This window comes from Streptomyces sp. NPDC048269 (genome assembly GCF_040652395.1).
In the GTDB taxonomy this organism is placed as follows: domain Bacteria; phylum Actinomycetota; class Actinomycetes; order Streptomycetales; family Streptomycetaceae; genus Streptomyces.
The window spans coordinates 15,016-29,347 of sequence record NZ_JBEZLW010000022.1; the positions used below are offsets into that span (position 1 = coordinate 15,016).

General features: G+C 70.5%; 12 protein-coding genes and 1 pseudogene. 4 read left to right on the top strand and 9 right to left on the bottom strand.

Going from position 1 to position 14,332, the window contains the following annotated elements:
* Positions 1-123: 123 nt before the first annotated feature.
* Together AB0D48_RS23035 and AB0D48_RS23040 are read right to left on the bottom strand one after the other, a co-directional pair.
* On the bottom strand, positions 124-1,170 hold the full coding sequence (locus tag AB0D48_RS23035) for a histidinol-phosphate transaminase (RefSeq protein ID WP_362399924.1): 1,047 nt from the start codon (positions 1,168-1,170) through the stop codon (positions 124-126).
* Between the two features lie 453 nt (positions 1,171-1,623).
* A complete protein-coding gene (locus tag AB0D48_RS23040; RefSeq protein WP_362399926.1) occupies positions 1,624-1,926 on the bottom strand; it encodes a hypothetical protein in 303 nt (100 codons plus the stop codon).
* Between the two features lie 713 nt (positions 1,927-2,639).
* Here AB0D48_RS23040 and AB0D48_RS23045 point away from each other — a divergent pair.
* A complete protein-coding gene (locus AB0D48_RS23045; protein ID WP_362399928.1) occupies positions 2,640-3,164 on the top strand; it encodes a nuclear transport factor 2 family protein in 525 nt (174 codons plus the stop codon).
* A gap of 139 nt (positions 3,165-3,303) precedes the next feature.
* On the opposite strand, the gene AB0D48_RS23050 is transcribed toward AB0D48_RS23045, so the two are convergent.
* Positions 3,304-3,714: a thioesterase family protein gene (locus tag AB0D48_RS23050; protein ID WP_362399930.1), complete on the bottom strand. Its 411-nt coding sequence runs from the start codon at positions 3,712-3,714 to the stop codon at positions 3,304-3,306.
* A 289-nt stretch (positions 3,715-4,003) separates the two neighbouring features.
* Here AB0D48_RS23050 and AB0D48_RS23055 point away from each other — a divergent pair, with 289 nt between their 5' ends.
* The 3 genes and pseudogenes from AB0D48_RS23055 to AB0D48_RS23065 form a co-directional block, all read left to right on the top strand.
* On the top strand, positions 4,004-4,846 hold the full coding sequence (locus AB0D48_RS23055) for a LysR family transcriptional regulator (protein WP_362399932.1): 843 nt from the start codon (positions 4,004-4,006) through the stop codon (positions 4,844-4,846).
* Between the two features lie 384 nt (positions 4,847-5,230).
* A complete protein-coding gene (locus tag AB0D48_RS23060; RefSeq protein ID WP_362399935.1) occupies positions 5,231-5,458 on the top strand; it encodes a hypothetical protein in 228 nt (75 codons plus the stop codon).
* A 164-nt stretch (positions 5,459-5,622) separates the two neighbouring features.
* Positions 5,623-6,009 (top strand): annotated as a pseudogene (locus tag AB0D48_RS23065) (transposase); the annotation flags it as partial.
* Between the two features lie 95 nt (positions 6,010-6,104).
* On the opposite strand, the gene AB0D48_RS23070 reads toward AB0D48_RS23065, so the two are convergent.
* The 6 genes from AB0D48_RS23070 to AB0D48_RS23095 all read right to left on the bottom strand — a co-directional run bounded on the left by AB0D48_RS23070 (position 6,105) and on the right by AB0D48_RS23095 (position 14,331).
* A complete protein-coding gene (locus AB0D48_RS23070; protein WP_362399938.1) occupies positions 6,105-7,787 on the bottom strand; it encodes a DUF6297 family protein in 1,683 nt (560 codons plus the stop codon).
* Positions 7,778-8,497 (bottom strand): ABC transporter ATP-binding protein, encoded by a 720-nt coding sequence (locus AB0D48_RS23075; protein ID WP_362399941.1) that lies wholly within the window; start codon positions 8,495-8,497, stop codon positions 7,778-7,780. Before AB0D48_RS23075 ends, AB0D48_RS23070 begins: the two co-directional genes overlap by 10 nt.
* On the bottom strand, positions 8,494-9,486 hold the full coding sequence (locus AB0D48_RS23080) for a thiopeptide-type bacteriocin biosynthesis protein (RefSeq protein WP_362399944.1): 993 nt from the start codon (positions 9,484-9,486) through the stop codon (positions 8,494-8,496). Before AB0D48_RS23080 ends, AB0D48_RS23075 begins: the two co-directional genes overlap by 4 nt.
* Complete coding sequence (locus AB0D48_RS23085; RefSeq protein ID WP_362399947.1) at positions 9,483-10,880, bottom strand: hypothetical protein; 1,398 nt, start codon at positions 10,878-10,880, stop codon at positions 9,483-9,485. The genes AB0D48_RS23080 and AB0D48_RS23085 overlap by 4 nt, the downstream gene beginning before the upstream one ends.
* Before the next feature lie 68 nt (positions 10,881-10,948).
* Positions 10,949-12,838, bottom strand: a complete 1,890-nt coding sequence (locus tag AB0D48_RS23090; protein WP_362399950.1) for a YcaO-like family protein — start codon at positions 12,836-12,838, stop codon at positions 10,949-10,951.
* On the bottom strand, positions 12,835-14,331 hold the full coding sequence (locus AB0D48_RS23095) for a hypothetical protein (protein ID WP_362399953.1): 1,497 nt from the start codon (positions 14,329-14,331) through the stop codon (positions 12,835-12,837). Before AB0D48_RS23095 ends, AB0D48_RS23090 begins: the two co-directional genes overlap by 4 nt.
* Between the last annotated feature and the right edge of the window lies 1 nt (position 14,332).

The window sequence follows — 14,332 nt, forward strand, 5'->3', positions numbered from 1 at the left end:
CGTCGGCAGCATCCTGTCCCGTCGCCTCCGTGAACGGCCGTCTGTATTCACCGGCGGCGAGCGCCCGTACGGCTTCCTGAAGCAGTGCGCGATGCCGCTCGTAGGGATTGAAGCTCACTGCCTTCAGCCTCGCCAGGTGGCCGCGAGATCGAGGAAGGCCTCGTTCTCCTGCGGCAGTCCGATGGTCACCCGGACGCCTTCCCCGAGAAACGGGCGGACCACGACTTGCCCGCCCAGGCAGTGGACGGTGAAGTCCGCGCTCTCGTCCGCGAGCGGTAGCCAGACGAAATTGGCGTGGGAATCCAGGACTTCGAAGCCCAGGGCGCGCAACATCAGGGTTACACGCTCGCGTTCGGCGACCGTGAGGGCGGCCCGCCGGGCGACCTCCGCGCGCTCGCCGAGGGCGACGACGGCGGCCTCCTGGGCGAGTGCGCTGACGCTGAACGGTACCTGGGTCTTACGCACATGAGCGGCGATCCACGGCGGCGCCACGCAGTAGCCCACGCGCAGTCCCGCGAGTCCGTAGGCCTTGGAGAAGGTCCGCAGAACCACCACGTTCGGCCGGTCGCCGAGCAGGGCCAGAGCATCGGGGACCAGCGCCGGATCGGCGTACTCCCGATAGGCCTCGTCGACGACGATCAGCACGTCTTCCGGGACGCGGTCCGCGAAGTCGCGCAGCGCCCGCTCGCCGACTGCGGTGGAGGTGGGGTTGTTGGGGTTGCAGACGAAGACCAGCCGGGTCCGATCGGTGATAGCCGCGGCCATGGCTTCGAGGTCCAGCGCATGGTCGAGCAGTGGGACCCGTACCGCCGTACCGCCCGCGACCGCCGTGAGAATCGGGTACGCCTCGAAGGACCGCCAGCCGAAGACGACCTCGTCGCCGAAGCCGACGACCGAGTGCAGCAGCTGTCCGCAGACCTCGGAGGATCCGGCGCCCACCGCGATCCGCTCCGGCTCGACCTCGTGGTGCCCGGCTATGGCGTGTACGAGTGCAGTGGCGCTCAGGTCCGGGTACCGCGACACGCCGCCGGCCAGCTCCGTGAGCGTCGCGGCTACGCCGGGCAACAGCCCGTAGGGGGATTCGTTGCTGGCCAGCACTACCGCACCGGGCAACTTGCGGCCAGGAACATAGGCGGGCAACTGCACCAAGGATGAACGGACACGCACCATGCTCGACTCGCTTCTGAAGCGGTGGGGCCCGAGGCCGTACCTCTGGGCACTTGATAGGTAGAGCGTGAACAGCAGACGTCAAACGCTCAACTGTTTGGAGAAATCAGCAACAGATCGCCGCAAACCCACGGTGGGCACGGCAGGCCGTCTCCTCGCCCGCTCGTTCGGCCCCCTGCCACGAGACGGACGGGGCGCAGACCATCAGGCGTCGGGGACTACTCTCGGTTGCAGGTCGGACTCAATGGGTTGTCCCCGCATCGGTCCCCGACACGGTCCGTCAAAACTGGTCCCCCACACTCACGAGACCCGCACCCCGCCCGCTCCGGTGAGGAGGACCAAGTAGATCCCTTCTCTTGCCCGTCCACTCTGGGCTCCGGGCGCGAATCGGCCCCGGGCGCCGGCCTCTCTCGGCCGGCCGCACTCGTGTCCGCGCTGCATAGGCACCGCCTTGGATCAGGGCTGCTCGAGGACGCGCCACGACTTCGGGAACCACACCCAGTGCCCGTTGACATGGGCCATGCCGTCGTACGCCGTGCCGAGAACTCTGCCAGGCTCTACATACTTCCACCGGTAGATCGTCGTTCCCGATTTGAGGTAAGGGCCAATCTTCTCGTATCCACCGGGGAATTCTTCACTAACTCGCGCCGGCCATGCCTTGATGTCGTCAGTGGTTGCCTTCGTGACGGTGATGTCCGTCCTTTCAGGGGCGGCGTCGAGCGTGGCGGGGGGCTTGGCCCAGAGCCACTCGTCGTACATCCTCTCGGCTTTGGCCGCAAAATCTGGCCCTCGGAGGGTTGGGTTCCCTGACCATTTGCGGAACACGCACTCAAACTCAACAGACACACAACACAGAAAGGGACAAGGCGATTCTTCACTTGTTTCTTCCTTTTTCGACCGAGGCAGACAGGCTTCCTGTCTCATCGGAGGTTTTAACCTACTCGTCCCGCCGCGGGACTATCAGCCGCAGGCGGAGGCGGAGGCGGATTGAGACGGCGAGGTCGCGACCCCCGGGCCGGGCATCAGGGATGTCACTAGAGAGAGGGGCGTTCACGGTTGCTGCCACCCGCTGTCGCCCCTCGAGGGCCCGCCCCCGATGACGCACCTGAGGGCCGACGCCGCTGAAGCCCGGCAAACATAACACGGTCGTAAACAGTCATTTTTTTCCATCATTAATACTCGGAAACTCCCACTGGATCACCACACGATTCGTCGGCACAGTAGTCGCGGACTGATCGGTGGGGCCGTGCGTTTGGCGTCCCCCCAAGGAAGCTGCACCGACCGCGCCGAGAGCGCTGTCGGCAACCGAAGCGGTGGGGAATTGAAGACGCGATGAAACAGGTCTTGAATGCAGGCACTGCGCACCCGTGGGATAAGGACGTGGCGTTCACCAGGTCGACCACTCGAGGACGCGCCAATTGTGGACATCTGCCCGGCACTCTCGTCATTGGCGAGCACCCTGCGGGGACGGCATGACTGATTACGTCGCAGCATGGCGCATGGCCGGCGAGGCAGGGGATGCGCGCGCGGCAGTGGCCGCTATGTCCGAGGACGTTGAGCTCGTTTCACCACTGACCGACCGGTTCACCTTTCGGGGGCACCGTGAGCTCGAGGAACTCCTGACGAGTGTGTTCGAAGTGTTCACGGACATCCGCTACGAGGCGCAGTTCCAGGACGGACAGCACGCGGTTCTGCGCGCTGCGGGTCATGTCGGTCCCCTGCGGTTGGAGGAGACCCAGTATCTCGATCTCGACGATGAGGGCCGTATCCGACGCCTCACCCTCATGATGCGCCCGCTCACGGCCGCCACCCGTTTCCTGCGCGTGCTTGGGCCTCGGGTTGCGAGCCGGCAGGGACGGCCGGGCACGGCCGGAGTGCTCATCTTGGCGGGCGCGTGGCTCGACTCGGTCGTGGCCGGCGGAGATCGGGTCTTCACGCCCATGGCCAGTCCTGATCGGTCACGCCGACCAGTCCAGCTCGACCGCCCACCGGCGTGATCGACCAAATGGTGCACACGGCCTGCCACTCTGGCCCGACACATGGCGCAAGGCTCGGTGTTGTCGTCGGCGGCGACCGTTCACACCTCCTGGTCGCATCTCGCCGGTAGGCGCGACACCGACCGGCTCGATCAGACGCTCAATGCTGCGTCAAAAATCGTGTCAGATAAGCTCGTTCAGGCTCGGTGAGGCGCCGCGGGCACCTGCTCTCCAGGTCGTAGGGAACCATCGTGGAGGCGGCCCTCGCGTATAGCGTCCGTTCGTCCTTCACCTCGTAGGCAAGGCTGAAGGACGCCGCTCTTAGGCCGGTAACCCAGACCTCCACAGCGACTGTCGCTTCTCGCCACTCCAGGGGCGCCTTGTACTCGATCTCGTGCTTCGCGCTCACGCAGCCTGCTGCGAAGGTGCCCACCCCTGCGGTTGAGGCCTGGCGGCCGAGCATGTCGCCGCGTGCTTCCTCGAGGTAGGTCAGGAAGACGGAGTTGTTGACGTGCCCGTAGACGTCCATGTCCGACCAGCGGACGGAGCAGCGGTATTGATGGCGAATCATTCCAACCGTTTCTGTTTGTCGTTATTCCGTGCCCGGAATCGTTGACCAGATGACCGGGCCGTGGCTACTCCTGGTCGCCGACAGACCTCTCGAGGTGGTGGCGCACCCCCTGGTGATGAATGCCATCCGGGCACTGTTGAACTGGTGGCGGAAAGACGGTGCGGCTGTTGCCGTTGAAGGACCGAGTGTTGAACACATCGACGAGGAAGTAGTGCACGGAGCTAACGCTAATGATCTTCTTCTCCAGAAGGAACTGCCCAATTGCGAAGGGGTCATATAATCTGCGCTTATGACCTACGATCGCGATCTAGAGACGTCGTTGCTGCGGATGTTCGTCAGCTGCGCACGTTCTGGCAGCATCAGTCGCGCCGCAGCCGCGTTGGGATACAGCCAGCCAGCCGTCAGCCAGCAGCTGCGCAAGCTAGAACGCTCCGTTGAGCAGCCGCTGTTGAACCGCACGGCCACCGGAGTGAGCCTGACCAAGGCCGGCGAGGCGTTGCTGCCCTATGCCGAGCGGATCCTTGCTCTGTCTGCCCAGGCGCTCACCGCAACCAGGGACACCGTGACGGGTCATTGCGGTGTCGGATTGATCGAGGACCTCGCCGCAGGGCCGTTTCCCCAGGCACTTGCGGAGTTTGCCCGACTGAACCCCGAGGCGACGCTGGAAGTGATCAGCGCTCCTGGACCGTACATGAGAGAGGCATTTACCTCGGGACGCATCCATCTCGCTCTGTGCGACCCGTCCTACCTGCCCGCCCCGGCCCGCTGGACGATCCGGTTGCCGCTGAGATGGGCCGTCGGGCCTGGACTGGATCCAAGCGTTGACCCCCTCCCTCTCGTACTGTTCTCCCAGCCCTGCCGCTGGCGCACGCCGGTACTGGACACGCTGGAAGCCAACGGACGCAAGTGGCGTGTTGTTTTCGAAAGCACCAGCCTGGCCGCCGTGCAAGCCGCCGTCCGGGCCGGCCTCGGCGCTGCGGCTCTACTGCCCGCCTGCGTGGAACCCGGCACCGCCGCACATGGCAGCCTGCCCGAACTTCCTGACGTCGAACTAGGTCTCATACGGAGGACAGGCACTGAAGGCGATCCACTCATCGACGCGGTTGAAGACGTACTCAGACATCTGGCCTGACAAGAGCGGGACCCTCGCGGCTCCTGCGGTCACAGCATTACCTGCTCAACGGCCTGGAACAACCTGCCGGTGGAGTGCGCCGGCCGCCTCCGCAGCCGACCCCGGACCGCCGCACGAACCCATCCCTACACCGCGATCTGGCCCCTACGCTCCCAGTCCTGCGCAGTCTCCGCACCCTGCTCCCAGCGCCGGTACTGCATTCGCCGCTCTTCTGGAACCCGTACAGACATGTGGATCGGGGCCATGGTCGCGGCGGTGCCGCGTAGCCGCGTTGAGCGGCGAAGTCGCGGCGGTGCCGCGAGCACGCGACTACATCCTTTGGACTACTGCGTTTTCGGCCCTGTGGAGGACGATCTTGCGGCACCGCCGCGAGAGGGTTGATCCGTGCGAACAACCATCGGATACACCGTCGAAAGCATCGGCTACGTCGTAGGAGCCCAGGGGCTTGTCAGCTTCGCCTCGCAGACCTTCTTCGGCACGGAGTGGGGCTGGATGCACAAGATCGTCGACCTTCCGTCCCCCGCTTACCTCGGCATCGTCGTCGTGGGGCTGGCGCTCATCGTCGGCGGGGTGAAGACGCGGAAGGCGCCCCAGCGCCAGGAGGTCGCCTGACCGGCGGGCCTTTCATCCCGCGCCTGCCCTTTCCGTGTCGTAGCGGTCGAAGCCCGCAGGCCGCCCGCCGCGTGACCCGCGCTGTCGGCGTACTCGTTGAACACAGCGCCAAGATTCTGCACCAGGAACTCCTCGGCAAGGGCCACTTGGGCCACTGCCAGCGCGTGAAAGCGGCCCTGGCACCGCTGCGACGCGGGCCGCCCCTGGACGAGCCCCGCGAACGGCCGCCCTCTCCACGCGAAGCCACCCGCTGGATCATCGCCAGTCCGGTCCGGCACCGCCCGCAGCCGGCGGAGCGCCTGCGACGGCTGCTCGACCACTGCCCGGAACTTCACCGCACCCACGAACTGGTCCGCCAATTCGCCGGCATGCTCGACAACCGCGACGCCACACCGCTGCCGACCTGGCTCGATCACCTCACCCACAGCGGACTTCCGTCCCTCGCCGGCATCGCCACCGCCCTACGCGAAGACCGGCACGCGGTCGCCCAGGGGATCACCGGCCGCTACAACTCCGGAGTCGACGAGGGCCGCATCACCGACGTCCAGCTCCAGAAACGCATCATCGGCGGACGTGCCGGCGTCCCACTCCTCCGCGTCCAGGCCACAGGGGAGACTTCACGTTCGCGCGAGGCCAGCTGGCCTGGTCACGTGTGCAAGTCGCGGGCCTGGCGGGCGATACGGCGAGCCGCCCAGGCGATCACCACGGCCGACCGGGCGGCGAGCCACAGGATCGCGGAGGCGTCCGGACCGCCGGACGGTGCAGCCACCGTGTGCCAGAGCCAGGGGGCGGCCACGAACCCCGCGGCCAGAGCGGGTGCCAGTCGCCACAGCAGGAACGGCAGGGCGGCGTACCAGTCGAGCGAGAGCGCCAGCAGGTCGTACCGGGGCGCGCCCCGGTAGGCGCCGACCAGCGCTGTCGCCACCAGCGCCGGCCCCGCGAAGAGCAGCGTCAGCGCATAGGCGGTGAGCGTTGCGGTGGGGGTGCCCGGCAGGAGAGCGGCCGACCAGGCAGCCGCGGCCGCCGCCCAGAGCAGCAGGACGGGCACCACAAGGTGGCCGAGAGCCAGGGCTGCGGGAGAGAAGGGCAGCATCAGGGTCCGCCGCGGCCGGTCTGTGTCCTGGTAGGCCGGCTCGGCCAGGGCGACCGCGGCCAGATACGGGGGCACGACGAGGAACAGGCCCAGGGCGGTGGCGTGCAGCGGCCCGACCGGGCCGTGCGGAGTGTCGTGCATCCACTGGGCGACCAACCGGAGTTGGGCGACGCCGGCAGCCAGTACGGCGAGAGCCGTGACCGAGCGTCCGGGGTGGCGCAGGAAGACGACGGCGTCCCGCCACGGCCCGACCGCCCAGCGGGCTCTGGGCAGCGGCAGCCGCAGCCGCGGGCGCCGCAGCCCGGTGGGTGCGGCCGACTGCATCACCAGCGTCAGCGCTCGCAGGTCCAGCAGGGCCGCACCTTGCGCGGCTTCCCGGATCGTCCGGCCCCGGCTCAGCAGTTCGGTCGTCGGGATGCTCCCCGCCGCCGCGAATGCCGCCCGCAGTACGGCGGTAGCACACAGCAGGAGGGCACCGAGCGACGCAGTCGCCCAGGCGGGCAGGCCGTGGTGGGATGCCCCTGCCGTCGCCCAGCCCGCCCAGCCCCAGGGCCCACAGAACGCGGCCGCCGCTGTCAGCGCGGGCACGGACGGGCCCGCGGCGACGACCGCCCCGCCCACTGCGGCGAGGCAGACACCCAGGGCGCGGGCCCGTGGGAGGAGGACCGGGCGGGCCTCCACCAGCGCGCCTGCGGCCACCGCCAGCCAGGCCAGCGCCACATGGGCGCCGAGGGCCACAGGCAACACGGTGAGCCGCGACTGCCCTTCGAGCAGGAGCGCGAGAGCAGTCATCAGCGTGCCGATGAGCAGTCCCGCGAGGGAGGCAACCACCACGGCACGTGTCAGCCGGGGCCGCAGCAGTCTCCCGCGGTCACCGGGCAGCGACAACAGCCATGTGATCTCGGGTGCGCCGAGCAGCACCGGCCCGAGGCGTACGCACACCGCCAGTTCGCCCGCCCACAACAGCAGGCCCGCGCCGACCAGCACGGCACGGGCCGTCGCCCCGCCGGACCAGCCGAGGGAGTGTCCCAGCCCCGGCGCCGCCTGTATCAGTCCGGCCAGCATGAGGGCGATCGCGAAGGCGCCACACACCCAGGTCCATACGTCGTCGAACCGGGGTCGTCCCGAGCCACGTCGGCGCCGGGCCGTCGTCATCTCCGCGATCGCCTCGGCCGTGGCGGCCGCCGGATCGGCGGCCTTGCGCAGTTCGCCCGCCCGGCGTGCGGTCACCGCCATGGTCCGGCCGCCGATCCAGAGGTCACCTCGGCGGGTGTTCCGAATGCGGCCGTGCGGCCCCGCTCGAGCAGTAGTACCTCGTCGGCGACCTCATCCACGACTCCGCGGTCGTGGGAGGCCAGCAGGATGGCCGTGCCGTTCTCCTTCGCGGCCCGCAGCGCGGCCGCGAGCCTGCGCCGGGCCCGTACGTCCAGCCGCTGTTCGGGCTCGTCCACGACGATCAGACGGGCGGGACGCACCAGGACCGAGGCGAGCATCAGCATCTGCCGCTGTCCCGCCGACAAGGTGCCGGGGAAGGCGTCGAGGCGTCCGCCCAGACCCAGTTCCGCCAAGACCCGGGCCGCCGCCGCTCGCGCGTCCGCGCCCAGGCCGTGGGCGGTGGCGACCATGCCCACATGCTCGCCGACCGTCAGATCCGGGAAGCAGTCCGCCCCGTCGAGCAGCAGCGCGACCTCGCGGCGGAAGGTCGTGTCCACCTCACGCGGCGGGGCGCCGGCGAAGAGCACTTCGCCCCGGTCCGGCTGCTGCCGACCGACGCACACACGCAACAGCGTCGACTTCCCGGAGCCGTTGGCCCCCGCCAGGGCCAGGCAATGGCCCGGACCCAGTGTCAGATTCACGTCCTCCAGCACGGTTTCGCCGTCGTAACCGACGTGGACGCCGCCGGCCCGCAGGAGATCCGGCCGTGACGTGTCCGGTGTGTCACTCATCGCCCGCCGCCCGCTTCCCCGCTCGCGGACCAGAGCCGCAGGGCTGTCTCCGCCAAAATAAATTCATCATGCACGAAGATACCAAGGCGGTTCAGCGTCATATGGGTGTGAGATACGAGAAGGCCGGTTTCCGCGTCGTCGCCCAGAGAGGCGGCCCCCAGCGGCAGCACAGCGGCGAGCGACTCCAGCCACGGGGACACCGCGGAGGAGCGCTCGGCCAGAGCACGCGCGCTGACGCCGCCCCGCCCCGCGAGCACGTCGGCCCATTGGGTTGCCTGCCGGGTCAGTTCCTCTGCGGGGAACACCTCCCGGGGGGCGGACGCTGACCAGCGCCGCCAGAAGTCGGCGTGACGCCGCAGCTGGCGTACGACGGGATCGCCGGCCGACGCGTCCGGAGCGGACAGCGCGGCAGCCTTGAGGAGAACCTCGATGCCCAGGAGCCGTAGCCTCAGACCGTCCAAAGGGGACCCCGCGGCGCGCAGCGCCAGTTCGCTGGAGACAGCGAAGGCGGCCTCACTGGCCTCCAGAGCCGCTCTGCTTCCGTAGCGTGCCGTTTCGGGTTCGTAGACCGCGGGGTGCACGCCAGGGGCGAGCACCGTGGCTGCCAGTCGCTGGTCCACCGTCGGATCACTCGCGGTGGAGGCGGCTGCCAGGTCGCCGATGGAGCGCAGGTACTCCTGCGGGGAGTGGCCCTGCGACGGCAGACCGGCAAAGGCCCGCCGTACCGCCGCGTCCAGTTCCGCCGGCCGAACACCCGCCTGTGGCAGGAGGCGGATCCGCAGGTGCGGGCCCCCTTCCCAGTAGCGGATGAAGAACCAGCTGCGCAGCCGTCCGGCCTCCTGCAGCGGTGTGATCAGCGCGGGGAGGTTCTCCCGCACGAGTGGGGAGATGCGGTCGGTGCCGGAGCCGTCCGCGGGCACGTGCACGTGCCAGGCCAGCCAGCCGGATGCGTTGGCCTTGGGGTGCAGGTGGGGGTGGGGACTGCTCATGTGGTGCCTTCGTCTTCGCCGGACAGGGTGGGGGGCTGCCGTACGTCCAGGGCCGGCTCGGTGAATCGGCCCGGGCCGCAGGCCAGTTGATAGACCGGCACCTGGCCCGCGTCGAGTTGGAGTGCCTGGGCGGCGAGTTCGGCGTCGTAACTGCGCAGCGGCCGCGCGAACAGCCCGTGGGCCGCCATCGCGTACGACAGGTGCTGCGCCGTCCAGCCGGCCGCGGCCAGCAGATCGGCGGCGATCCGCGGAGCGGGAGCCGGTGACGTCGCGCAGGCCAGGCCCGGGTCAGCGGTGACCAGCCAGACCAGGTTGCAGGCGCTCAGATCGAAGGCCAGTCCGGGTGCGGGAGCGGAGTCGATGAGCAGCGCGCCGCGCGCGGCCTCCAGGTCGCCCACACGGTCGGCCGAGCCGTCGAAGTGAACCAGGTAGCAACCGGGTTCCACGCCTTCGACATCGCGCACCCAGCAGTACAGTCCGAGGGCCGAGCGGGCCGCTTCGAGCGCTCCGAGACCCTGGGCACCGGCCGCGAGCGCGGCCAGGGCGCCGCGCCACACGGATGCCGCGAGCGTGCGGTGGGTACCGGTGAAACCCGAGACGCCGCGCGGCACCCGGCCGCTGTTGCGGTTCCAGAGCACCTCGTTCCAGGTCGGTGCGGTGGTGGGGGCGTCCTGCGGTGTGGGGGGCCGCGCACCGCTGTCGTCCGTCATCCGGTAGCCGGGAAGGGCGGGGCCCGGCAGTCGGTCGGTCCACGCGGGTACGCCGTCCGTCCGACCGCGGACCATCAGGGGACGGCCCATGGCCCGGCCCAGCAGCGCCGCCGCAGCCAGGACGTGGCCGGTCTCCAGACCGGCCAGGACTGCCCGCAGCGGGCCGTAGAACGAGGGTAGGGCCGCGGGGAGCGAGAACGTCTCGATGTGGTCCGGCGTCTCGCCCGGCGCGGCGGGGACCTGGAGAGTCCCTGATGCCTCGGGTATGAGGAAGGCCGCCGCGCCTGCCTCGTGGGCCACGAGCCGAACGGGGAACTTGCAGCGGGCCGAGGGGTACGCCCGGTGCTCGCTGTACGGATTGTCGGTCTCGAAACGGACCGGAGCGCAGACGGTGGCGGCGATCTCCCGCAAGGAGACGCCCGTCGGCAGCCCGCCCGCCGGCCAGCGGGTGCGCTCCAACAGGTCCCACCGGGCGGGCACCCCACCGGGCACCTCACTACGCGGGCCGCCGGCGAGCGCAGCGACCGCGGCGCGCACCCGCTGCAGCTCGGGACGGGCCTCGGGGTCCACCCGGGTGTCACCGGACGGTTTGGCGGCCAGGATCGTGCGGAGCTCGGCCGGACGGTCGTCGTCGGCGGGCCGGCCGGTTCCTGGTGAGGTGGGAGAGGGGGGAGGAACGACCACGGACGGCAGCCACTTCTTTCAGAGACAGGACACAGGAGGGTTCGGCGGGCAGGGGCGGGGAGGCCCGGTCACGGGAAGGGGTGGACAGTGAGCCGGTCCAGGGACAGCCCCTGTGGTCCCGACTCCGCCAGGAGCCGGGGCAAGCCGAAGACACGCTGATGGGCGAAGCCGAAGGTCAGCGGGATGGATCCGGGGACGAGCACCCGCACGCCGTGCAGTCCCGCCGCGCGGTGCTCCCGGCCCGTCTGGTCCACGACGAGCACCTCGTCCATGCCCGCCTTCGTGAGCAGCGCGCGCATCGTGTCGCGTGCCTCCCCCAGTGTGCGCGCCCCGTGCAGGGGCGAGGCGGGGAAAGCCTCGGCCAGAGGAACCAGCGGACCGCTGAGGAACGGCTCGAAGGCAGGGGCCGCCTCGGGCACCGAGTACCACTGGATGTGGTCATCGAGATCTGTCACGTTCCAGCGGTCGGCGCGCAGCCGACGGGCGCGGGCAGGGTGGGGCGTGACCACGTCCCCCAGGACCAGCGGCGCCAGTTCGGCAACGGCGGCGCGCACCGCGCTGGCCGGATCGGGGTGGGCGGCCGCCGTGGTGAGGCTGTACTTCTCGGCGGAGCGCGGGTTGACGGCCAGGGCCCACACGGCCGGCACGGGCACGTCCTGGGTGATGACGCACAAGTGCACCTCGTAACCGGCCGCGCGCATCGCCGCGCGCAGCTCGAGGGCTGTGGTGTCGGACACCGAGGACCAGTCGACACGCGGTACGGGCCGCCCGGCCCACCATGTCAGCAGGAACGCGTCCCGTTCGACGACTTCCAGCAGAGCGTGCAGCGCCGCCTCGTCGACCGTGGCGCCCAGGGCGCAGCCGTTGGACGACTCGTACAGCACCCGCCCCCACCTCCGGCCCGGCCGGGGCTCGGGGTGCACGTGGTACGAGCCCGCCTCCAACGGCACCCAGCAGGTGTCCGCCGCGCCCCAGACCCGGGCCGGAATCCACCGCAGGACGTCCTCCGGGGCGAACGGGTCGACCCGGCACGACGGATGTGCGTACTGCTCCGGTGCGAGGACGCCCAGCCGGCGCGGGTCCAGCGCCCGCCCGGGCAGCGCGTCGTAGGCGCAGCGCAGCGGTCGGGCGGCGCGCACCACCGCTTCCGAGCCGGAACGCTCCAGCCGCTCCAGCAGCGCGAGCCGGGACGCGGCCGCGACGGTCCGGCCCCGGCCGTAGCCCGCCGCTTCGGCGGCCGATCCGTGCCGGGCGTGCACTGCGGCCACCAGCGAGGCGGGGCTGTCCGGGACGGACTGGAGCCCCACCACCGGGCCGTACCGGTCATCGACCAGGAGCGCGGTCAAGGACTCCACCGCGAGGTCCGGTCCTGGGATCTGCCTCAGGTCCGCGTCCACGTCCACGTCGTGAAGGTCCAGGTCGTGAAGGTCAGGGTCCACCCGGTGGGGGCTGTCGGCTTCGCCGGGCGGGGCCGGTGTGCCGGCCGTGTGATCGCAGGCGGGGCAGCCGGTCTGGGGCGCCACGCGGTGCCGGGAGCTGCCCCGGGGCGAGACCAGTACTGTCTCCCCCGGCCGCAGCGGTTCGTGGCACGCCAGGCGGATCGCGGCGCTCAGCGCGTGCAGCGCCGCCTCCGCATGGTCCGCTCCGGTGGCCAGCCGCCGGGGCGGGTCGCTGATACCGCGCGTGCGCAGATGCGCGGCCACCTGGCACAGGGGGCAGCCACCTGCCACGCCCTCCCTCCACAGCGGCCCGATCTCCACCTCGGCGCCCCACAGGCGCACGGGCAGCAGGGGCACGCCGAGCGCGGTGGCCCGCACCATCTGCTCCTGCTCCCAGGCGGCGTCGTGTCCGGCCACCAGCATGATCAGTGCGCCGTACCCGGCGGCGAGTTCACCCAGCGCCTCTGCCGCCGGCTCGGGCAGCCGACTCGCTTCGTGGATGGCGAGCGCAGCAGTCATCGCTCACCTCGCGGGATCCGCACCAGCACACCGCACGCCAACGGGGCGGCGCCCAGCAGCACATCCGGTTCGGCGGCGCGGAAGGCGACCTCGTACCCCAGCAGGGCGGTCGCGACCGGCGCGGCGTCGGGCCGTTGCCCTACGACGTCTGCGGCAATCCGGCAGTCGACGCCCAGGGACTGCGCCAACTCGGCCGAGTGCGGGAACAACTGGGCACGGGCCCGGGCGCAGCCTGCCGCCGACCGAAGCGCATGGGCCCGGTCGAAGCCCCAGGCACTCCCCCGCCACAGCTCCTGCGTCGTGTCGGCCCCGTCGGCCCGGTACTCCGCCTCGGCAAGCACCAGTCCCACCGTCGTTTCGTGAACCCGGTACCGCCAACCCGTACCGTCCTCGGTGCTCTCGTCCGGTAGACCGTCGACCCACTCCAGCTGTGTGTCACCCACCCGCTGCGCGGCACAGATCCGCAGGGCCGCGTCCAGCAGCGCCTCCTCTTCCGTGGCACCGGCGCCACCGGCCGGATCACCGCCGCGCAGGAACGCCCGCAGTGCCTCCTGGTCCGCTTCGCCCCGGGTGCGTCCCCAGCCTGCGGCCGACGCCGCGTCAGGGCGCCCGGGACCCGGCGTGACGCGGCCCAGGCACACCGGCAGTTGCGGCCAGTCGACGGGGGTGTCGTGGCGATGGCAGCCGATCAGTTCGTCGGCCCCGGAGCCACTCGCGGCCGGCACCGGGCCGGGCCCGTCGGCGGACCGCAGCTCCACCGACCGCCAGCCCAGAGGTCCGGAGTCCACAACGTGCACGGTGTGTACGCCCTCGGCCGCAAGCCCGGTCAGCTCGCGGAAGACCTGCTCGGCGGCGAGCCCCGCCGCGAGCCCCGCGGCCACCGCACCGGGTTCCCCCGGTACGGCCAGCCTGGCGCGCAACGCGGCACGGCTGACCGGGTCGGCGAGGCCGGAGGAGGCAACCCACAGGCGGGCTCCCGCCGGCTCCAGGCGTACACAGAGCCGCCCCTGTCCACTGATGGTCAGGGTCCCATCCCCCACATCCGGCTCAGCGTCGTCCGCCACCGTACGCACGGACACGCCTCGCCCGGCGAGTGCCACCTCGGCCGCCGCCGCGAGAGCCGTCGGCCCCGTGACCGTCACCTGTGCGGCCGCGAGTCGGTTCAGCGCCTCCTGGGGACGGTCGCTGTAGCTCTCCACATAGGCCACGGCGGCCGCCGGTACCCCTGACGGGACTTCGTATGCGTCCACCAGCGCGCCGTGGGAGCGCAGTTGTGCCACGACACGTTCAACGAAGGGGGCCGCCTTCGGGTTTCCGGTCGCCGCCACGAGTTCGTCGGTCGTACGGGGCACCTCCAGCGCCCGGATCCAGGCGCAGGCCGGTTCGACCAGGGGCGCAGGCAGCCTGAGCGTGAAGGACTCGCCCGGTGTCTGGACGAACACGCCTCCCGCGACGGCCCCGTACACGGTGCTGGGGCGGAGTTTCACGAACATG

Excerpts from the sequence above, each read along its gene's own strand:
- AB0D48_RS23050 (WP_362399930.1), bottom strand. The coding sequence starts at position 3,714 with ATGATTCGCCATCAATACCGCTGCTCCGTCCGCTGGTCGGACATGGAC.
- AB0D48_RS23070 (WP_362399938.1), bottom strand. The coding sequence starts at position 7,787 with ATGGCGGTGACCGCACGCCGGGCGGGCGAACTGCGCAAGGCCGCCGAT.
- AB0D48_RS23035 (WP_362399924.1), bottom strand. The coding sequence starts at position 1,170 with ATGGTGCGTGTCCGTTCATCCTTGGTGCAGTTGCCCGCCTATGTTCCT.
- AB0D48_RS23055 (WP_362399932.1), top strand. The coding sequence starts at position 4,004 with ATGACCTACGATCGCGATCTAGAGACGTCGTTGCTGCGGATGTTCGTC.
- AB0D48_RS23045 (WP_362399928.1), top strand. The coding sequence starts at position 2,640 with ATGACTGATTACGTCGCAGCATGGCGCATGGCCGGCGAGGCAGGGGAT.
- AB0D48_RS23090 (WP_362399950.1), bottom strand. The coding sequence starts at position 12,838 with ATGACTGCTGCGCTCGCCATCCACGAAGCGAGTCGGCTGCCCGAGCCG.
- AB0D48_RS23080 (WP_362399944.1), bottom strand. The coding sequence starts at position 9,486 with ATGAGCAGTCCCCACCCCCACCTGCACCCCAAGGCCAACGCATCCGGC.
- AB0D48_RS23075 (WP_362399941.1), bottom strand. The coding sequence starts at position 8,497 with ATGAGTGACACACCGGACACGTCACGGCCGGATCTCCTGCGGGCCGGC.
- AB0D48_RS23095 (WP_362399953.1), bottom strand. The coding sequence starts at position 14,331 with ATGTTCGTGAAACTCCGCCCCAGCACCGTGTACGGGGCCGTCGCGGGA.
- AB0D48_RS23040 (WP_362399926.1), bottom strand. The coding sequence starts at position 1,926 with ATGTACGACGAGTGGCTCTGGGCCAAGCCCCCCGCCACGCTCGACGCC.